The following is a 19,970-nucleotide window of genomic DNA, read 5'->3' as shown; positions in this document are numbered from 1 at the left end:
CTGTTAGTTGCGCGCCAGTTCAGGCTGCTGAGATTTCGCTTCCGCGACTTCGGCGCGGCGCGCGGCGATCTTGACGAACGGCAGATAGATCAACACCGAGACGCCGATGCAGATGATTTGCGTGACCACCGCCCCCATTGAGCCGGCGGTTGACAGCCAGGCGTTAATAATCGGCGGCGTGGTCCACGGCACCATCACCACCGCCTTGCCGGCAAACCCCGTCACCGTGGCGAAATAGCCGATTGAGCCGGTGACCAGCGGCGTAATGATGAACGGAATGGCAAGGATCGGATTGAGCATAATCGGCATGCCGAAGATCACCGGTTCGTTAATGTTGAACAGGCCCGGTCCGAACGACAGTTTGGCGATTTCGCGCATCTCTTTGCGTTTGGTGGCCAGCATTACGGCGGTGAGCAGACCGATAGTCAGCCCCGAACCGCCAATGCTCATGTAGACGTCCCAGAACGGCATAGTGATGATGTTCGGCACCTCTTTGCCCTGCTCAAAGGCGCTCATATTGACCAGAATGGCGCCGAGCAGCAGCGGTTCGCGGATCGGCTTAATCATCTGGTTGCCATGAATGCCAATTACCCAGAACAGCTGGGCGACGAACATCAGCAGCAGAATGCCCCACAGGCTTTGCACCACCGACTCCAGCGGCTGCTGCACGACGCGATATACCGCGTCGTACAAATACATGCCGGTTATGCGGTGAAAAATAAAACCCAGCGTCGCTATCGCCGAAACGGTGATGATCGCCGGGATCAATGCGGAGAACGAGGCCGACACGTTGGGGGGCACCGTATCCGGCATCTTGATTTTCAGCCGGTCGACATTCTCCAGCCGGCAGTAGATTTCTACCGACAGAATGGCGATGAACATGCCGAGAAACAGGCTTTTGGTATCGGAAAACTGCCGGGCCAGCACGTCGGTGACCTCAACCATCTTGCCGTCGACCAGCATTTGCAGCGTGGTGGGCGTTACCGCGATAAAACAGATGATGGCCAGCAGGCCGGGAAACAGCGTTCGGATGCCGTTGATGCGGCCCAGCTCAATCCCGATCAGAAACACCGCGCCGATATTCAAAAAATTGAGCGTGGCGTAATTGATGCTGGAGGTGATGGGCTTCAGTTCGGCCAGGAAGGCCAGCGATGAAAAGCTGGCGAGACCGTTTTTCGGGTCAAACACCATATTGGCGATCAGCACCGAAAACGCGCCGACGATGATCACCGGCATCAGGGTAATAAACGAGGCCTTGATCGCCATGATGTAACGGTAACTGTTGAACCTGGTAGCAAAACTCCCCAGCGAGTCGATAAGACGATCCTGTAGCGACATGGGTAATACCTCAAGGTAATGGAGTTGGCATCCTGTTATGCAATCACTGACGAATTCCCTTCTCGTGGCATACCAAAATTACCCCGATCGTTTTATTTTTCTGTGATTAAGTTCGCGGAAGTTTATTTTGGCATTCCAATAGAATGAAGTAAGCCTTATTTGGTACACCAATAACAGATCGGGGTGAACATGGACTTTGAACAAACGATGATGACGCTATTGATTAACGCCGGAGACGCGCGCTCGCACGCCATGAGCGCCATTCAATTCGCCCGCCAGCGCGACTGGCCGGCGGCCGAAGCGGCGCTGGCCGCCTCGGTCGAGTCGGCTAAAGATGCTCACCGCATCCAGACGCAGTTGATTAGCGCCGACGAGGGCGCGGGGAAAGTGCCGGTAACGCTGATCCTGGTGCACGCCCAGGATCATCTGATGAACGCCATGCTCTGCCGCGATTTGGCCGAAGAGATCGTCTTATTGCGTAAAGAGTTGTTCGCCTCCTGACGGCCGCGAGTAAGCCGGACGGCGTTTACCGCGCCACTCATCGGCGGCCGATGAATCAGGCGCCGATATGCGGCTTCGCCTGCGAACGGGACGTCGCCGCCTATTTCGGCCGGCAAACGTAAACGAGGGCCGGCGGCAAATTGCGGATTTCGCGTACCCGATGCCAGCGGAAATAGCGCGACAGCAGCGCTTCCATCAGGTGCGTGTATTGAAACAAGATCAGAATGCCGCCCTGCTTGCTGAGCCTTAGCTGCGCCTGGCGCAGCACCCGCATACGGGTACGCAACGGCAGAGACAGCAGCGGCAGGCAGCAGAAGATAACATCGTAATTATCTTCCAGCACTTCGGCCGAACGCGGAACAACCTTTAGCCGCGGATCGTGATTAAGCGACAGCTGACGGATAAAATCCGGCTGAATTTCATAGGCGTCCAGATGCGCATCCGACTCCATGCGTTCGAGAATACGCCCGGTCAGTACGCCGCCGGCGGCGCCCAGTTCCGCGACGGAAAAAGCCTTCTGCCAGCGAACCTGCGCCAGCATAGTACGGCATAGCCACCTCGATGAAGGCGCCAGCGACCCGACGGTGCGCGGGGCGGTGACAAAATTTCTGATATAGGAAAAGTTTTCTCTAAAACGCGAGGTGATGAAGTCAGTCAACAGGCCTCCGGTCGGATCATTTTGCGTAATTCTCCAGCGAATGATGCTGCCACTTACCCGTTATAAACACAATAGGTCTGAACCAATTCAACCCGGCCCTTCAGGCCGGACGACAGAAGATGAGGCCGGAGGTGGCAACCGCCGGCGCCGCCCTGTCGCTGAAAATGGCCGGCCACGCCGACCATAAGGCGTTCAATCCGGAGCGCCGGCGTTATAGCCAGCCTTTGGTTCTGAACTCCCGCATTAAACGCGTGAATGTTTGCATCTCCTCCGGCGTCCCCATTGAGATACGGCACCAGTCCGTCGCCGGCGGGAAAGCGCGGCCGATGAGCACCCCATTCTCCTTCATGTGCTTATGATAGCTGTCCAGCGGCACGTTAATGCGGTGGAATAAAAAGTTGGCCTCGGAAGGAAGATACTCCAGCTCCAGCGACTTGAGCGTATCGATCAAGATCTGGCGGGAAGTATCAATGGTTTTCTTGCTGTAGTTAATGAAGGCATGGTCGTCCAGCGATGCGCTGGCCGCCTCGATAGCGCAATAGTTCAGCGACTCGGAGGTATTATAGTCCGCCATCTTCGCTAACAGCGCCGCATTGCCCAACGCGTAACCCGCACGCATCCCGGCCATGGCGAAAATTTTTGAAAAGGTCTTCAGCAGCACAATATTGTCGTACCCGGCGCGGATCAGCCCGTCAACCGAACGGAAACGATCGTCATTAACAAACTCGGCATAGGCCTCGTCCACCAGGAACAGCGTGTTTTTCGGTTTGCTTTTGATCCACGGTTCGATCAAATCCGCGGGCGTAATGGTCGCGGTGGGATTGTTGGGGTTGACGATATAAACGATGGACGGCCCATCATAGGCCGCGACCGCCTGTTTCAGGCCGTCGACATCGAATTGCCAGCCCGCCAGCATCGGCACGCGCACAATCTTCATCCCCATGATTTTGGCGTATTTGGGTCCGCCTTCGTAGGTTAATTCGGGAATAACCAGCTGCGTTTGCGCGCTTCCCAGCGCTTCAAAGCTGGAGCGAATGCCCTCGCACGACCCCTGCAGGACCAACACCTTGCTTTTATCCAGCGCGTGCAGCCCGGCAATCTTTTCCTGCAGCAGTCCTTCTTCGTGATAAGGATAACGATTCGCCTTACTGATCGCTTGCCGCGCCGCTTCCTGCGCTTTCGGCGACATACCCAGCGGGTTTTCATTGTAATTGATACGAATCAGCGACGGCGCGGTCGCGCTGGTCGGCGCCGCGCCGCTGAGCGAGGACGCCAGCGCCGATTTATTCAGACCGGCCAATGCCAGACCACCCAGCAACGCGCCGGAATATTTGAACATATCGCGACGTTGCTTATTGATATTTGCTGCTTCACTCATGTGAGAACGGTCCTTTTTATCAATGTACACGTCGGGATATGAAGCAAAAGCTATACCAATCAATAAATTATTTTAATCCACCGCGGACGGCGGCCCCGCGGGCCATGCTGCCGTATGCCTGGCCGTATTAGCCAGATAAAACTATTGTTTAAAAATCAAGCTAACGCACCAGGGTTTGTGACGAGACGCACTAAAAAAGTGCCTGCGGGGATTTGCACCGAGAGAGGCAGGTAAACCCAAAAACGCGGCCGGCGAAAAAGGCTATTGTGCGCTTTAGTCCGGATATACGCCGCGCCAGAGCACGACGAACCGCGTTACCAGACCCACCAGGGAAGATTACGCTGGCAAAACCACAGAAATCGCTTCAGCAGCGGGCCGATCAGATAGCCTTTCTTCTGCACCGGCTGCTTCGCCTGTACGCCCATTCCGCTCAACGCCTGCCAGGCCGCCATTCTGACGGAAAAAACAAAATCGGTGTTCATCATGCGGAGAAGAATGGCCTGGCTTCGTTCGCCGGGAACGGCGCGCAGCGTCTCAATCAACGCCAGCCTTTTCCTGTAATCCGTTTTATCCGCCGCTATCGTTTCGGCCTGTTCAAAATCAACATCGTGATGTTCCATGGATACCCGCCAGAACCAGAAGACAAGACGCCCACTGAACGAATCCCGCTCAGCCCGACGGGGGCGATTATACTACCGCCCGGTTACGTTGATCACTTGCCGTTTGCCGGTGACCTGCGGCGGCTGGAAATCAGCATACCGGGCGGGCGTCTTGCGCCGGGCGAGCGTTATTTACGCGGAGGGGCGATCCCGCCGGGCGGGCATCATTCTGAGCAGCGTATTGTCGCGCATAAAATAGTGGTGGAATAGCGCCGCCGCCGCGTGAAGCCCTATCAGCCAGTAGCCGAGCGGGGCCAGCGTTTCATGCAGATCGATAAGCGTTCTGGCCAGTTCGGGATTAGCCGGCGCCGCAACCGGCATACCGATGCCAAACAGCGCCCAGTCGTTGCCGCGCCAATAGCGCGAGGCCACGCCCAGTACGGGCAAAACCAGGAAAAGCGCGTAAATCAGCGCATGCGTCAGGTTAGCCAGGTAACGCTGCCAGCGCGGATTCGGCGGCTCGATCGGCGGCGTCGCATACTTCATTTTATAGAAAAGCCGGGCCACCATCAGCAGCAGGATGGCGAAACCGCAACTGAAATGCGTGCCGATAACGATCTGGCGGGCCAGCGTTCCTCTCGGCGCCAGGCCGCGCAATTCAATGGTGGCGTAGGTGATAATCAGCAGGATAAATACGGCCCAGTGCAACGCAATTTGTATACCTGAAAAACGGTCGTTTTTCCGCATGGCAAACGTCTCCCGACAAGCAATTAGCCTTCAACATAACGGGGTCTTTTCTATAAACCAGATTTTTTACATTAATTTAAATATCAGCGGAACCAATACATCTTCGTCCGCGCGAATGGCGTCGGCCTTTGCAGGAAAAGGCCGGCCGCTGAACCGCCCGCCGAGATACGCGGCGGAGACGGCGCGCTTCGCTCGCCGCCCTCATTCAGCGAATGAGGGCGGCGAACGCCTGATCGGAAGACAGAGTTAACCATCTGAAAATGATCGTTAACTCGCGACGTAAGTGAGCCCGGGCGGGCCCCCGGGATAAGCCGGGCAATTAAACGTAGCCAACGCACAGGCAACGTGAAAGATGAAGGGAACAGACGCGTTATTTTCAGGCCCGCGCCTCGAAATCTATGGGGTATATAGTCGCGACGGCCCGGTAAAGGGCACGGCCGCCCGCCGGCAGCATTTTTAAGCCGGGGAGCCGCCGGCTACGTCCTTAAACCAGCCATGTTCGCGATACCACGTCAGGGTGTCGGACAGCGTTTCCTCGACAGGCCGGAAGCGCAATCCCAGTTCACGTTCGCTACGGGAAGGGTCGAAGCGAGTCCGATCGGCCTCACGCACCATCAGGCGCACCGTTGCCAGCCCCAGCAGCACCGGTTTACCGCTCAGGCGAGCATAGGTTTCCTGGATAAATGCCAATCCATACAGCAGCGGCAACGGCAGCTGGCGCGTTGGCGTCTTAACGCCGGCGATTTTCCCCAACAACGGAATAAGGTTGCTCATGGTCATGTGCCGTCCGGCAGCCAGATAGCGCTCCCCGGAACGGCCCTGTTCGGCGGCGGCGATCTGCGCCAGCGCCACATCGCGGGCATCGACGACGGAAAAGCTGCCCGGCACCAGTCCGGGCAGCTTGCCGCGGACGATATCGTTAACCAGTTGCCCCGATGAAGTCGGGCCGATATCGCCGGGTCCCCACATCCAGCCCGGCAGAACGAAACAGACATGTAGATCCGGATGCGCGGCATGAAAATCGCGCACGGCGCGATCCGCCAGGATCTTGCTGCGATAGTAATCGTCCGCATCATCCAGAGCGCGATCGCAGGTTTCATCAATAACCTGACCCGGTTCACCAGCGAGAACCGCAATAGACGAGGTCTGAATGAAGCGCCGGACACCCGCGCCATAGGCCGCGGCGATCAGGGCCGCCGTACCGTCAACGTTGATACGTTTGAGCTCATCCCAATGATTACCGCCTTTGTAATTATCGCGGAAATAGGCCGCGACATGAAATACCGCATCACAGTCCTGCAGCATCTGAGCAAAATCATCGATATGGGTCATATCGCCGGTGATAATCTCAACCTGAGGTAAATCGGCAAACTGCCGGCGGGCCTTTTCCGGCGAACGCGCCAGCGCACGAACGCGAACACCGCGTTCGACCAGTTTACGCACCAAATTATTACCCAGCAGTCCTGTCGCGCCGGTGACGAAAGCGGTATGCAGGTTCATGGCTGAAAAACCTCCACTGGACTGGGTAACGACGATCCCGGCATCCGCCGGGCGGCGATAGTGTGATACATAGTGAGCCCCTCAACAGGTCGTGGTGAAAAGAACGAGCCGATACCATTTCAGATAGCAATTGCTATCTGAAAGCGCCATGCTATTCTGGAACACGTTCATCGTCAACTCAAATAGCAACTGGTATCTGTAATTCTATGACCCGTTCCCCCTCTCCCCGTCTAACGCGCGAAGCGCGCCAGGAACAGACTCGCCAGCGGCTGATCGCAGCAGCCTGCCAGCAAGTGGCCGAACGAGGCTACGACGCGGCTTCAGTACGTGACATCGCTAACGCCGCGGGCTACACGCAGGGCGCGTTTTATTCGAATTTCAAAAGCAAGGAAGCGCTGCTGATCGATCTTTTGCGCCAGCATAAAGAGCAAAAACTTGAACAGGTCCGCCAGGCCGTCATGGGAGCCGGGGAAGACTTTACCGCGGCGCTGGCCGCGCTCGAACATTGGGCGAAGGGATTCGGTATGGATGCCCAACAGGCCATGCTGGCCACGGAGCTGCATCTGCACGCGGCGCGCAATCCCGCCTTTGGCGAGCAGTACACCGCGCTGATGGCGGATCAACGTCAATCCTATGCCGAACTGCTTGGGCATCTCTTTACGCTAGCCGGGAAAGCGCCCCCCGCGCCACCGCAGGAAATTGCGGGATGCCTGATGGCGCTGACCCGTAGCTTAGTGGTTGATCGTGCATTGGACGGTACGACCGCCGCAGGCGAGCTTCTGAGCGCGGTGATTCACTCCCTGTTTCGCTAAACCGCCCTATTCCGCTCACGTCCCCTGCCGTGCGCTGCGATCAATCTTCGGCGCAGCAAACCAGCAATGCGCCGGCTTAACGCCTGTCCATCGGGAACCCGACATTCGAAAAATTCGTTTCCGATTTAGCCGGGGCGTGCGAAAAAATCATATTTTTAATCAGCAATATATACGGAAAAAAGCGCGCAGAACGATGATCCCGGACTATGTCGGGCGTGTCCGACCCATGCAGGAAGGCGCACCGGCGCATTCCGCATCAATGGCGATAACCCGGTTCACGTCAACCCGTCTTTGCGCAGGTATGGCCGTCCGTCGTCTACACAGACCTGGCCTATCGGCAATGAAGCAAAGCGTATCCGGCTTGCTAAATAACTTTGCATAATAGCGCTACATTTGCCCTGCAGATTAAGTGACAACAATATTATGATAAAATCATAATCGACTGTTTTTAATAATTATTTTAATACGATCATCATCAGTTACGCGCTGTGGCATGGTCAAAAGTGAAGCATCAATGCGCGAAGCTATTTAGCGCAGAAAACCCGCCGTTTGGTTTTAATCATGACGCACGGAAGGATAACCTGACGGCCGATTTCACAACATTTAAATAACGTCGCAAGGTCAATTCGTCGTTTCAACTAAAAGCACAATAGACATAAAATAATAATACTCCTTCGCCCGCATACAATATATTTCCTTATCGTTTCATTATTTACTGTAAGGCGAGTGAATAAAATGATGATCATCCACGCAGACTGCGTCGCGTAATAAAATAAAAAATCAAATTTAACAATCAATTGGAAAAAAACACAATATGAGAAAGCCCGCTAAAATAATCGCTGACAAAGTGTAACGATTAAAATCATAAAAACCGTTTGCACCTTTAAAGCCCCTTTTTTAGTATTCATTAGGCTACATCTACCCTAAATAATTCGAACTGCAGGACAAAACGTTATCGTGTTGAACAAGGCGAGGCGTTGGCCTTTTATATAGGCGAGGCGCATGAATGCGATGCGTAACGCGACAAGAATGTGACGAATTCGTCGGCAGCGGATTTGAACGCCGCTGGCGACAGCCCGGCACGGGTGAGTCCGGAGACGGGCCGAATAATCGTGCGCGCCGACGCATCAGCAACCTGAAGTATAACGGGCTCCCCCGGCTATTACTTTGCAGGATCGTAAACAATTCGCGTTGCAGGGCAACAGGGTGTCGTTTTGAACAACGCAGGCGTTGACCCTTTACCGGCGAGGCGCGTCATTCAGCCTCGTAACGCGGCACGCGAAAAACCAGGACGGGAACATGCTTCCTGCATCTATCGCCACAGGGGAATAATTATGAATCTAACCGACGATGCGTCTCCTGTTGCCGCAGAAAACGCGGTCGCAAAACGCACGACCTTAAAAGAGAAGTGGTGGCACATTCTCGATAGCTGGAAAATCGGTATTATCCCTCTGCCGCTGTTCGCCCTTGCCGGAATATTAATCGCCATCGACTGTCTGGACGATAAACTGCCGGGCGATATCGTGGTAATGGTGGCGACGATGGCGTTTTTTGGCTTCGCCTGCGGCGAATTCGGCAAACGACTGCCGTTTATCGGCAAAATGGGCGCCGCCGCCATCTGCGCCACATTTATTCCTTCCGCCATGGTCTATTACGGCCTGCTGCCCGACGCGGTGGTGAAATCCACCAGCGCATTCTATAAAAGCACCAATATCCTGTATCTCTACATCTGCTGCATTATCGTCGGCAGCATTATGAGCATGGATCGTAAAACGTTAATCCAGGGGTTTCTGCGCATATTCTTCCCGATGCTGTGCGGCGAAGTGGTCGGCATGCTGGTGGGCATGGGCGTCGGTCTGGCGCTGGGGCTGGATCCGTTCCAGAGTTTCTTCTTTCTTATCCTGCCGCTTATGGCCGGCGGCGTCGGCGAAGGCGCCATCCCGCTGTCGATCGGCTACGCCGCCCTGCTGCATATGGAGCAGGGCGTGGCGCTGGGCCGCATTCTGCCCATCGTCATGCTCGGCGGGCTGACCGCGATTGTCATCGCCGGCTCGCTGAACCAGCTCGGCAAGCGCTACCCGCAGCTAACCGGCGAAGGTCGGTTGATGCCGGCGGAGGCGAAAAACGGCCCCAAAACCAGCGCGCGGGGCAACGCTTCCGGCGGCGCGGCCGATGTCGCCGCTATCGCCTGCGGCGCGCTGCTGGCGGTGCTGCTGTATATGGTCGGCATGCTGTTGCATAAACTGATCGGCCTGCCGGCGCCGGTCGGCATGCTGTTTGTCGCGCTGCTGCTGAAGCTGGCGCACGGCGTCTCTCCGCGCCTGCTGGCCGGGTCGCAGGTGGTGTACGCCTTCTTCCAGACCGCGGTGACTTACCCGATTTTGTTCGCCGTCGGCGTGGCGATCACCCCGTGGCAAGAACTGGTCAACGCCTTCACTCTGTCGAACCTGCTGGTTATCGTCTGCACCGTCAGCGCGCTGGTGGCGACCGGTTTCGTCGTCGGTAAAAAAATCGGTATGCACCCGATTGATGTGGCCATTGTGTCCTGCTGTCAGAGCGGTCAGGGCGGCACCGGCGACGTCGCTATCCTGACGGCCGGCAACCGTATGATGCTGATGCCCTTCGCGCAGGTGGCCACCCGTATCGGCGGCGCCATTAACGTGTCAATTTCCCTGCTGATACTCGGCAATTTCCTCGTTTGATCGTTTTATTGATGCTATTCTATGCAGGAATTTTTTATGAGGCTGACAAGTTATCTTCATCAGGGACGCAAATCCTGCGGGATTGCAGCAGAGGACGGCATGATCGACCTGGGACCACACCTCGGGCGCCAGTTCCCGGCGCTAACGGCCCGGCGAGCGGTGAATACACTCAAACGGGCGCAGGAACCGGCTCATCGGTCAGCGCACCAGGCCTTTACTACACGGGCTTTCCGACCGGTTATCGAACATCCGGAGAGAATTCGCTGCGTGGGCATGAACTACGCCGGGAAACGTAAAGCAGTTGAGCAACATAATCCAGCACCCTCACGCTTCGTCCGCGTCGCCGGCCCGCAAACCGGCGGCGCGGCGCCAGCCGTCAAATCGGGCCATGCCGTCGAAGTCGGCGACCAGGGCGAACTGACGATGATCATTTCCCGCGCCGATGAAAACCTATCCTGCTCCGCCGCCCGCTTACTCACACTCAGTACATCAGGATTGCACTATGTTCAGCCATGACTCTCTCGACTTTCGCGTCATTTCGGCCAGTCAGCCTCCGGGGGGCATGCTGGAGGACATTCGCGCGTTGCTGCAGCAAAGCCAGTTGGGAATGGATGACGATATCGAGCAGTTCGTGGTGGCGGTCGCCGGCAACCGGCTGGCCGGGTGTGCGGGGCTGGTGAGCAACACCATAAAATGCGTGGCGGTGGCGGAAGCGTGGCGCGGCGCCAATCTGAGCGCCCGACTGCTGGGCGAAGTGGAAAACCTGGCGGTAAGCCGCGGACATTTTCATCTGTTCCTCTACACCCGCCCCGCCAACCTTGAGCGCTTTCGCAACTGCGGTTTCTACCCGCTGGCGCAGTGGGACGACGTCGCGGTGCTGATGGAAAACACGCCGGTGGGCATCCACAACTACTGCCGCACGCTGCACAGCCACTACCACAGCGGGCAACAGATCGGCGCGGTGGTGATGAACGCCAATCCGTTCACTCTGGGCCACCGTTACCTGGCCGAACAGGCCGCCGCGGCCTGCGACTGGCTGCACCTGTTTGTGGTGAGCGAGGATGTTTCCTGGTTCCCGTTTACGGAACGCCTCGAGATGGTGCGCCAGGGCGTCGCCGACCTGACGAACGTTACGGTCCACGCCGGTTCCGAATATATGATTTCCCGCGCCACGTTCCCCGGCTATTTTCTCAAAGAGGCCGGTCTGGTGAACCAGGCCTGGAGCGTGATGGATCTGCTGATTTTTCGGCAGTACATCGCGCCGGCGCTGGGCATCACTCACCGCTTCGTCGGCAGCGAGCCGTTTTGCACGGTCACGCATCAATACAACTGCGATATGCATGACTGGCTGGAAGATGCCGAACGTTCGCGGGCGGCGCCGCTTAGCGTAGTAGAGATTCCGCGCATACGTCATGCCGGCGGTAAAGCCATCTCCGCCTCGGAGGTGCGCGCGCTGCTGAAGGCGCGGCAGATGGATCCGATTCGCGATATTGTGCCGGCCAGTACGTTTGCTCACCTGCAGCGGCGCTACAGCGCGGCGGTGGCCTAATTCTTTATTTACCCAAATCGTCAAATCAGGAAACACCTAATGAAAATTGTGAAGGAGGCGCTGGCGGGCACGGTTGAATCCAGCGATTTGCTGGTGAAAATCGCCCCGGCCAGCGAGCTGAATGTGGTGATCAACAGCGAGGTGATCAAACAATTCGGCGACCAAATCCGCCAGGTGGTGCAGGAAACGCTGGATGCCCTCGGCGTGACCGAAGGTCTGTTGATCATCGAAGATAAAGGCGCGCTGGATTGCGTGATTCGCGCTCGCGTACAGAGCGCGGTCTTACGCGCCGCGCAGGCTGAAGAAATCGAGTGGGAGCAATTACGATGAAAAAACTCCGCCGCAGCATGCTGTTCCTGCCGGGATCCAGCGCCGCCATGCTGTCCACCGCCTTTATTTACCGGCCGGATTCCATCATGTTCGATCTGGAAGACGCCGTCTCCCTGCGCGAAAAAGACAGCGCGCGCATTCTGGTGTTCCATGCGCTGCAGCATCCGATGTATCGCGACGGCGATATCGAAACCGTGGTGCGTATCAATCAGCTGAGCACCCCGTTCGGCCTGAAAGATCTGGAAGCCGTCGTGCGCGCCGGCGTGGATGTGGTGCGCTTGCCGAAAACCGATGCGCCGGAAGATATCTACGAGCTGGAAGCCCATATGGCGCGCATTGAGAAAGCGTGCGGCCGCGAAGTAGGGTCAACCAAAATACTGGCGGCGATTGAATCCGCCATCGGGGTCATCAACGCGGTCGCCATCGCCCGCTGTTCGTCTCGCTTAATCGGCATCGCGCTGGCCGCCTTCGACTACGTGATGGATATGCAGACCGAACGCGGCGACGGCACCGAACTGTTTTACGCCCGCTGCGCCGTGCTGCACGCCGCCCGCGCCGCCGGCATCGACGCGTTCGACGTGGTTTATTCCGACATTAATGACGAAGCCGGCTTCCTGCGCGAAGTCGAGCTGATCCGAAAAATGGGCTTCAACGGCAAATCGTTGATTAACCCGCGCCAGATAGAGTTGCTGCATAACGCCTACGCCCCGACGCAGGAAGAGGTCGACTATGCCCACCGGGTGATCGCCGCCGCCGAAGAGGGCGAACGCAATGGTCTGGGCGTTATTTCGCTCAACGGCAAGATGATCGACGGTCCGATCATCAACCATGCGCAAGTGGTACTGGAGCGCGCCAGCGCCTCCGGCGTTCGCAGGTAACCCGCTGATTACACAGGATCATGTCAATGAGTTATTTAACTGAAACATTACATACGCAGTATCGTCATCTGCAACACCTGAAGCCGTTTGACGGCGCTCACCGCACCACGCCTTATCTTTCCGACCCGCAGGCCAAACTGCAGCGCAAACTCTGCGATTCGCTGGAGCAGGCCATTGAACGCAGCGGGCTGCAGGACGGCATGACCATTTCGTTCCATCATGCGTTTCGCGAAGGCGACCAGGTGATCAACCGGGTGGTCGGGACGCTGGCGCGTATGGGCTTTAAAAACCTGACGCTGGCCTCCAGCTCGCTGATGTCGTGCAATGACGCGCTGATCGGCCCAATCCGCGACGGCGTAATCCGCCGCATCTACACCTCCGGCATGCGCGGCAAACTGGCCGACGAGATCTCGCACGGTCTGATGGAAGAGCCGGTGCAAATCCATTCGCACGGCGGACGGGTCAAATTACTGCAGGACGGCGAACTGAAAATCGACGTCGCCTTCCTCGGCGTGCCGTGCAGCGACGAGTACGGCAACGCCAACGGCACGCACGGCAAATCCTGCTGCGGCTCTCTGGGCTACGCGATGGTCGATGCCCATTACGCCCGCACCGTGGTGCTGTTGACCGAAGATCTGGTGCCCTTCCCCAATATGCCCGCCAGCCTGGTGCAGGACCAGGTCGACTACATCGTACGGGTGGATCAGGTCGGCAACCCGGCCAAAATCAGCGTCGGCGCGGCGCGCGTCACCAGCAACCCGCGCGAACTGATGATCGCCCGCAGCGCCGCGGACGTGATCGAATATTCCGGCTATTTCCGCGACGGTTTTTCCATGCAGACCGGATCAGGCGCGGCCGCCACCGCCTGTACCCGTTTTATGGAAGAGAAGATGGAGCGTAACCGGATCACCGCCAGCTTCGCGCTGGGCGGCATCACCGGCAGTCTGGTCGATCTGCATGAGAAAGGGCTGGTCGGGAAACTGCTGGACACCCAGTGCTTCGACGGTCAGGCCGCCGCCTCTCTCGGCCGCAATCCCAATCACGTGGAAATCTCGACCAGCGTCTACGCCAACCCGGGCGCGAAAGCCGCCTGCTGCGACCGGCTGGATATCGTCATCCTCAGCGCGCTGGAAATCGATACCGATTTCAACGTTAACGTGATCACCGGCTCCGACGGCGTAATGCGCGGAGCGTCCGGCGGACATTGCGACGTCGCCAGCGCCGCCAATCTGACGATCGTGGTGGCGCCGCTGCTGCGCAGCCGTATCCCTACGGTGGTGCGCCGGGTGACCACGCGCGTCACGCCGGGGGAAAGCATTGATGTGCTGGTCACCGACCACGGCATCGCGGTCAACCCGGCGCGGCCGGAAATCCGCCAGCGCCTGCAGGAATCCGGTCTGAACATCATGACGATCGAAGAGCTGTATCAGCGGGCGATCTCCCTGACCGGCGTGCCGAAACCCATCGAATTCACCCCGCGCATCGTCGGCGTGATCCGCTACCGCGACGGCAGCGTCATCGATGTGGTACATCAGGTAAAAGAGGACGCATAATGGCAACGACGACGCCCGCCGCGGCGGGCGTCAGTCTGGAGGAGCTGCTGGCGGCGAAAGAACGGCGCGCCCATCGGCAATCCGCCTGGCTGACGCGATTTTCCCGCCCGCTGATCTCGCTCACGCTGGTTACGCCGGGAGCGGTCAAGGACAGCGCGCGCTATCGGCGCGTGATGGACGAAGCCGTGCGCTGCGCCGACGCGCTGCTGCTGCAGCGCGGCTGGCCGCGGCTGAAACAGCAAACCTTCTGGCTGCCGACCGGCGCCGAGGCGTTCTGGTGCGTAGGGCAGGCCGCGCGGCAAATCAAGGCCGCGACTATCGAGCTGGAGCAATCGCATCCGCTCGGCCGGCTGTGGGATTTCGATGTCATCTGCCCGCAGGCCGGCGTGGTCGGCCGGCGAGCGCTGGACCATGCAGGCCGCCGCTGCCTGATTTGCGATGCGCCCGCTCATCAATGCGCCCGTTCGCGCCGGCACCCGCTGCCCGGGGTTATCGCCAAAGTGGAGGAACTGATTGATGGCTGGCTTAGCGCTCACTGATTTGCCGGCGCCGCAGGCCGACTTCGGCGCGCGGGTAGTGAATGCCCTGCGCGAAGAGGTCTGGCTGACGCCGAAACCCGGCCTGGTCGACAGCGCCAACAACGGCGCGCACCGCGATATGGATCTGCCGCTGTTTCTGCGCAGCATCGATGCCATCGAACCCTGGCTGCGGCAGTTCGTCACGCTCGGCCAGCAGGACGCGCAGCAACCGGCCGACGCCATGCTGATGCGCATCCGCCCCGCCGGGCTAGCCTGCGAACAGGCGATGTTCACCGCTACCGACGGCGTCAACACCCACAAGGGCGGTATTTTTTCCTTTGGCTTACTGTGCGCCGCCGCCGGCCGCCTCGCCGGACGCCGTCAGCCGTTAACCCGCCACGCCCTGTGCGCGGAGGTGGCGGCAATGTGCCGGGGGCTGGTGGAGCGCGAACTGCGGTCCTGCCGGCACCCCGTCACCGCCGGCGAGCGCCTGTTTCAGGCGCACGGGCTGACCGGCGCGCGCGGCGAGGCGCAAAGCGGTTTTCTGACCCTGCGCCGCCATGTGCTGCCCCACTGGTTCAAACAGAGCGATCCCGAACGGCGCCGGCTGGACGCTTTGCTGCGCCTGATGGCCTGGAACCCCGACACCAATCTGGTGGCGCGCGGCGGTCTCAGCGGTCTGCATTATGTTCAGCGTTATGCCCGCCGACTGCTGGCGCAAGGCTGGCGCAAAGAGGATTTACAGGAGATGGATCGCGCGTTGATCGCCCGCCATCTCAGCCCCGGCGGCAGCGCGGATTTGCTGGCTATCGCCACGGTACTGGCCGCCTTCCCGTCCGGCCCGACAGATTGCGAGCTGCGCGTGGGCGGCGAGCGATCCGCAGCCGATAAATGCATGCCGCGATACGCGTCGTACGATGAGCCGGCAGCGGAGACCAGCCGTGAAGCGGCAGCGGATAGTGCGCCCGGCCTCAGGAGACCTGAAAGATGATGGAGATATGAATATCGAACAACGCTGGGCCGCGCTGTCGTCCCGCCTCGACGTGATGTTGGTGCCGGGGCTGCGCGACAGCGAGTCGGATCACTGGCAGAGTCACTGGCATCAGCAGTGCCCGCACTGGCTGCGCATCTCGCAGCGCAACTGGATCCAACCCGATCTCGAAGGCTGGGTGGCGGCGATCCAGCGCGAACAACAACAGGCGCGCCTGCCGTTGCTGCTGATCGGCCACAGTTTCGGCGCGCTGGCCAGCCTGATCTGGGCCAGCCGCCACCCGGAGCGCGCCGCCGGCGTGATGCTGGTGGCGCCGGCCGAGCCGCTGCGCTTCGAGCTGGATGAGGTGATTTTGCCGCAGCCGCTAAACGTGCCGGGTTTGCTGGTCGCCAGCCATACCGACCCGCTGCTGACGTTCGACCGCGCGCAATACTGGGCGCAGGCCTGGCAATGCGAACTGGTCGATATCGGCGAAGCCGGCCATATTAATGTGGAGTCCGGTTTTGGCGAATGGCCGTGGGGGCTGTCGCGTCTCACCGAATTTGCCCAGGCGCTGGCCGAACGGACGTAGCGCCGGCTGCGCGTATTCGAATGGCGAAACTGACGCCCCGCTTATCCGTTAGCTCGATAATCTGCGGGCGGCCGCGGCGCCAGTCTGCGATCGCCCGTATGGGTTTTCATCCATAAAACAGATTAAATCAATAAAATATCCTGAAACCCGCTAACCCGACGTCAGGCCGAAAGAAAGGCGCTGGTTATCCTGCGCCACCGCGATCCCCGCCGGCAACGAATGGGATAGCAGCCATTCATCCAGCGCGTGATCGATATGCGTCAGCCACGCGCGCTCAGGCTGGATCGCCCGACACAGCGCGATTGCCTCATGAATATTATTATGATTTTTTGCCGGCCCCGGCGGCCAGGTACAGTCCACAATCAGACCGGTTATTCGTTGGCGGCGCAGAAAATCGTACGAATTTTCCGGCAGCCCCTTCGTATCGGTCAACCAGGCAATACGGATCGCCTGCCAGGCAATAAGATAGCCCCAGGTCATACGCGAATGATTCAGCGGAATCGGCGTGACGCTCATCGCGCCCATCGAATAAGCGTGGAAGGGCTGCTTCAGAAAATGAAAATCCAGCAGGCCGGGGTGTTTAAATAAATCATCGCATCCCTGAGGATCGGGCGGCGAGAAAACCGGCAGCGCGTCCCCCTCGCCCCAACGCAAAGGGAAAAGCCCGTGCACATGATCCATATGATAATGCGTGAGTAAAATACGCCGAAGCTCGCCAGGCTGAAAACGCTGCGCCAGGCGATCCAGCCCGGCATCCAGCAGCGTCAGTTCGCCCTCGCAATCAATCAGCGCGCCGCACGGACGCCGCCGATATTGCGGCGCACTGCGCGCCCGCTGACAGGCCGGACAGTCGCAACCGAACAGCGGCGTCGCGCGGACGCCGCCGGTGCCGGTAAAAATTAATGACAACGGGGCGTTACTCATCGTCCGGACTCTCCCGCGCCCTCAACGCTCAGCAACCGCCAGAAAGCCTCGACGGTCTGCTCCAGCAGACCAGTATTGGATAAGCGCGGACAATCAACCGGCACGGCCGACTGATAATGCGCGCTGCGCTGCAGACGCGCCGTGATCTGCTGGTCATTTTCCCGACCGCGAACCCTTAATCGCCGCTCCAGTATTGCCGGCGGCACCGTCAGACACACCGGCAGCAGACGATCGCCGTAGCAGGCGCGGGCCTGCGGCAAATACGCGCGCGACCCGTTAACCGCCACATCAATGCCTTTCTCCAGCCAGCTATTGATTTCAATCCCCACGCCATAGTGCAGCTTATGCGCCCGCCAGCTTAAACAGAATAGCCCATGCCGCTGGCGGAAACCGAACGCCTGCTCGCTGAGCGCGATATGATTTTCGCCGCCGGATAACGCCGGACGCGTGATGTAGCGATGCGCGACCAGAATGTTTTTATCCTCCTGCTGGCGCATAGCGGCCAGCAGACTATCTTTACCGCTGCCCGAGGCGCCGATCAGGTAAATCAGTCTGGCCATCAGAATACCCTCCTGCCCCGGCTCCACACGGCCTGAATATAAGGTTGTCCGGCAAACTCGTTGACCAACAGCAGATCGGCCCGCAGTCCGGCGGCGATACGGCCGCGATCCGTCATCCCCAGCACGCGTGCGGGAATCGCTGATGCCAGCGCCAGCGCCTGCGGCAGGCTAAAGGACAAAGATTGATCGTGCGCCAGTTGAAAACAGGCGTCCAGCAGGCTGCCGGGTAAGTAGTCGGAAGAAAGCAGGGTCAGCAGACCGGTCTGCGCCAGAGAATGAGCCGAGACGTTGCCCGAGTGCGATCCGCCGCGGATGACGTTAGGGGCCCCCATCATCACCTCCATCCCTTGCCGCCGGGCGGCCTGCGCCGCCGCCGGCGTGGTGGGAAACTCGGCGATCGAACCACCCAGCCGGCGCGACTCCGCGATATGTTCGCCGGTGGCGTCGTCGTGGCTGGAAAGCGTCAGCCCCAGTTGCCGGCAGCGCGCGGCAATCGCCGTGCGATTCGGCTGCGACCAGCGCCTGGCGAAGGCGATTTGCTGTTGGGTAAACGCGTCCATCTGTTCGTCGCTGAGATGATATTTGCCCTGATAATAGGTACGATATTTTTCCGGCGAGACGAATTGCCGCTGCCCCGGCGAATGATCCATCAGAGAAACCAGCCGCAGTTCAGGCGTATTCTCCAGCCGTTGAAACAACGGCAGCGTGGTTTCATGCGGCAGCTCACAGCGCAGATGCAAATAGTGATCGGCCCGGTTCAGGTTATTTTCCCGGCTATAGCGGATAACGTCGATCATCTGCTGTACGTTCTCCATTCGGTCGCCGCCGGCGCGCACGTCGCCAATCGCCACCGCGTCCAGTACGGTGGTGATGCCGCTGCCGGCTATAGCCGCATCATAATATTTCATCGCCGCCGCCGCCGGCCACCTCACGCCGGGGCGCGGAGTGAAAAATTTTTCCAGATTATCGGTATGCAGCTCGATCAGCCCGGGCAGCAGCCACCCGCCTTCGCCGTCCAGCGCCTGCGGCAGTTGACTACGCGAACCCGGCGCGGTGCGGATCGCTCCCTTATCGACCTCAAGGGCGCCGAACAGAACCTCATGCTCAGTGACAATTCGGACATTATTGATAATCATGCCTTTTCCTCCTTATCCATCGGCACGGGCGGCATGGCGAAAAGCGTGTCGGCCACCCGTTCACGGATCTCCCGATCGTGAAAAATGCCGATAATGGCGCCGCCGCGCTGTTTGGCCTCCATGATTAACTGCGCCACGGTGTGGCGATTTTTATCGTCTAACGACGCGGTGGGTTCATCCAATAGCAGGATCGGATAATCGGCGATAAATCCGCGCGCAATGTTAATGCGCTGCTGCTCGCCGCCGGAAAAGGTAGAGGGCGCCAGCGGCCACAGACGCTCGGGAATACGCAGGCGCGCCAGCAACTGGCTGGCCCTTTCGGCGCACTCCGCCTTATCGACGCCCTGCTCCAGCAACGGCTGCATCACCACGTCCAGCGTGCTGATGCGCGGGATCACGCGCAAAAACTGGCTGACCCAGCCCAGCGTTTCGCGCCGGATAGCGAAAACAACGCGCGCGCCGGCGCTGACGATGTCCACCGGCTGCCCCTGATGCCGGACCCAGATATGGCCTTCGTCGGCCTGATAGTTGGCGTACAGCGAGCGCAACAGCGTTGATTTGCCGCAGCCGGAATGACCGTGCAGCGCCATGCACTCGCCCTGCCTGACCTGCAGATGAATGCCGGAGAGCACCGGCAGCCGCACGCCGAACTGGTTATGCAGCACAAAGGTTTTACTCAGATTCTCTACCGCGATCTGTATCCCGGATGATGAATTACACATAAT

At 59.0% G+C, this 19,970-nt stretch carries 20 protein-coding genes and 1 pseudogene; 11 read left to right on the top strand and 10 right to left on the bottom strand.

Annotated features, from left to right (window positions below; all coding sequences use genetic code 11):
- Window positions 1-3 precede the first annotated feature (3 nt).
- Entirely contained in the window at window positions 4-1,338 is a 1,335-nt protein-coding gene (locus FJU30_RS15320) for a PTS sugar transporter subunit IIC (protein WP_150435836.1), read from the bottom strand.
- Between the two features lie 189 nt (window positions 1,339-1,527).
- Here FJU30_RS15320 and FJU30_RS15315 point away from each other — a divergent pair, with 189 nt between their 5' ends.
- Window positions 1,528-1,839, top strand: a complete 312-nt coding sequence (locus FJU30_RS15315; protein ID WP_150435835.1) for a PTS lactose/cellobiose transporter subunit IIA — start codon at window positions 1,528-1,530, stop codon at window positions 1,837-1,839.
- 100 nt (window positions 1,840-1,939) lie between these two features.
- Here the strand turns inward: FJU30_RS15315 and FJU30_RS15310 are convergent, their stop codons facing one another.
- The 5 genes from FJU30_RS15310 to FJU30_RS15290 all read right to left on the bottom strand — a co-directional run bounded on the left by FJU30_RS15310 (window position 1,940) and on the right by FJU30_RS15290 (window position 6,721).
- The gene (locus tag FJU30_RS15310; protein WP_150435834.1) at window positions 1,940-2,497 is read right to left on the bottom strand and encodes a class I SAM-dependent methyltransferase; all 558 of its coding nucleotides are present in this window, start codon (window positions 2,495-2,497) and stop codon (window positions 1,940-1,942) included.
- 211 nt (window positions 2,498-2,708) lie between these two features.
- Window positions 2,709-3,875 (bottom strand): pyridoxal phosphate-dependent aminotransferase, encoded by a 1,167-nt coding sequence (locus FJU30_RS15305; protein ID WP_150435833.1) that lies wholly within the window; start codon window positions 3,873-3,875, stop codon window positions 2,709-2,711.
- A gap of 314 nt (window positions 3,876-4,189) precedes the next feature.
- A complete protein-coding gene (locus tag FJU30_RS15300) occupies window positions 4,190-4,495 on the bottom strand; it encodes a hypothetical protein (RefSeq protein ID WP_150435832.1) in 306 nt (101 codons plus the stop codon).
- 171 nt (window positions 4,496-4,666) lie between these two features.
- Window positions 4,667-5,221: a cytochrome b561 gene (cybB, locus tag FJU30_RS15295; RefSeq protein WP_150435831.1), complete on the bottom strand. Its 555-nt coding sequence runs from the start codon at window positions 5,219-5,221 to the stop codon at window positions 4,667-4,669.
- A 456-nt stretch (window positions 5,222-5,677) separates the two neighbouring features.
- Window positions 5,678-6,721 (bottom strand): SDR family oxidoreductase, encoded by a 1,044-nt coding sequence (locus FJU30_RS15290; RefSeq protein ID WP_223881604.1) that lies wholly within the window; start codon window positions 6,719-6,721, stop codon window positions 5,678-5,680.
- Between the two features lie 206 nt (window positions 6,722-6,927).
- On the opposite strand from FJU30_RS15290, the gene FJU30_RS15285 reads away from it, so the two are divergent.
- The 10 genes and pseudogenes from FJU30_RS15285 (at window position 6,928) to FJU30_RS15240 (ending at window position 16,625) form a co-directional block, all read left to right on the top strand.
- Window positions 6,928-7,533, top strand: a complete 606-nt coding sequence (locus tag FJU30_RS15285) for a TetR/AcrR family transcriptional regulator (RefSeq protein WP_150435830.1) — start codon at window positions 6,928-6,930, stop codon at window positions 7,531-7,533.
- Between the two features lie 1,334 nt (window positions 7,534-8,867).
- Window positions 8,868-10,235, top strand: a complete 1,368-nt coding sequence (locus tag FJU30_RS15280; protein ID WP_150435829.1) for a 2-hydroxycarboxylate transporter family protein — start codon at window positions 8,868-8,870, stop codon at window positions 10,233-10,235.
- Window positions 10,236-10,271: 36 nt separating this feature from the next.
- The gene (locus tag FJU30_RS15275; protein ID WP_150435828.1) at window positions 10,272-10,751 is read left to right on the top strand and encodes a hypothetical protein; all 480 of its coding nucleotides are present in this window, start codon (window positions 10,272-10,274) and stop codon (window positions 10,749-10,751) included.
- Window positions 10,738-11,784, top strand: a complete 1,047-nt coding sequence (gene citC / locus FJU30_RS15270; protein ID WP_150435827.1) for a [citrate (pro-3S)-lyase] ligase — start codon at window positions 10,738-10,740, stop codon at window positions 11,782-11,784. Before FJU30_RS15275 ends, citC begins: the two co-directional genes overlap by 14 nt.
- Window positions 11,785-11,823: 39 nt before the next feature.
- The gene (gene citD / locus FJU30_RS15265) at window positions 11,824-12,114 is read left to right on the top strand and encodes a citrate lyase acyl carrier protein (protein WP_150435826.1); all 291 of its coding nucleotides are present in this window, start codon (window positions 11,824-11,826) and stop codon (window positions 12,112-12,114) included.
- Complete coding sequence (citE, locus tag FJU30_RS15260) at window positions 12,111-12,992, top strand: citrate (pro-3S)-lyase subunit beta (RefSeq protein ID WP_150435825.1); 882 nt, start codon at window positions 12,111-12,113, stop codon at window positions 12,990-12,992. The genes citD and citE overlap by 4 nt, the downstream gene beginning before the upstream one ends.
- A gap of 26 nt (window positions 12,993-13,018) precedes the next feature.
- Window positions 13,019-14,545, top strand: coding sequence for a citrate lyase subunit alpha (gene citF, locus FJU30_RS15255; protein ID WP_150435824.1), 1,527 nt, complete (start codon window positions 13,019-13,021; stop codon window positions 14,543-14,545).
- Window positions 14,545-15,084, top strand: a complete 540-nt coding sequence (citX, locus tag FJU30_RS15250; RefSeq protein ID WP_150435823.1) for a citrate lyase holo-[acyl-carrier protein] synthase — start codon at window positions 14,545-14,547, stop codon at window positions 15,082-15,084. The genes citF and citX overlap by 1 nt, the downstream gene beginning before the upstream one ends.
- Window positions 15,062-15,898, top strand: a pseudogene (citG, locus tag FJU30_RS15245) (triphosphoribosyl-dephospho-CoA synthase CitG); the annotation flags it as partial. The gene citX and the pseudogene citG, both read left to right, overlap by 23 nt.
- 163 nt (window positions 15,899-16,061) lie before the next feature.
- The gene (locus FJU30_RS15240) at window positions 16,062-16,625 is read left to right on the top strand and encodes an RBBP9/YdeN family alpha/beta hydrolase (RefSeq protein ID WP_191091622.1); all 564 of its coding nucleotides are present in this window, start codon (window positions 16,062-16,064) and stop codon (window positions 16,623-16,625) included.
- 150 nt (window positions 16,626-16,775) lie between these two features.
- Here FJU30_RS15240 and phnP read toward each other — a convergent pair whose 3' ends face one another.
- From phnP to phnL, 4 genes are read right to left on the bottom strand one after another with little or no spacing between them, the layout of a single operon-like run.
- Window positions 16,776-17,549: a phosphonate metabolism protein PhnP gene (gene phnP, locus FJU30_RS15235; RefSeq protein ID WP_150435821.1), complete on the bottom strand. Its 774-nt coding sequence runs from the start codon at window positions 17,547-17,549 to the stop codon at window positions 16,776-16,778.
- Window positions 17,546-18,109, bottom strand: a complete 564-nt coding sequence (gene phnN, locus FJU30_RS15230) for a ribose 1,5-bisphosphokinase (protein ID WP_150435820.1) — start codon at window positions 18,107-18,109, stop codon at window positions 17,546-17,548. Before phnN ends, phnP begins: the two co-directional genes overlap by 4 nt.
- On the bottom strand, window positions 18,109-19,245 hold the full coding sequence (gene phnM, locus FJU30_RS15225) for an alpha-D-ribose 1-methylphosphonate 5-triphosphate diphosphatase (RefSeq protein WP_150435819.1): 1,137 nt from the start codon (window positions 19,243-19,245) through the stop codon (window positions 18,109-18,111). The genes phnN and phnM overlap by 1 nt, the downstream gene beginning before the upstream one ends.
- A complete protein-coding gene (phnL, locus tag FJU30_RS15220; RefSeq protein WP_150435818.1) occupies window positions 19,242-19,967 on the bottom strand; it encodes a phosphonate C-P lyase system protein PhnL in 726 nt (241 codons plus the stop codon). The genes phnM and phnL overlap by 4 nt, the downstream gene beginning before the upstream one ends.
- Window positions 19,968-19,970 lie beyond the last annotated feature (3 nt).

The organism is Affinibrenneria salicis (genome assembly GCF_008710095.1).
Note: the sequence above shows the minus strand (reverse complement) of the source record. Positions and strands in the feature narration are given on the sequence as shown.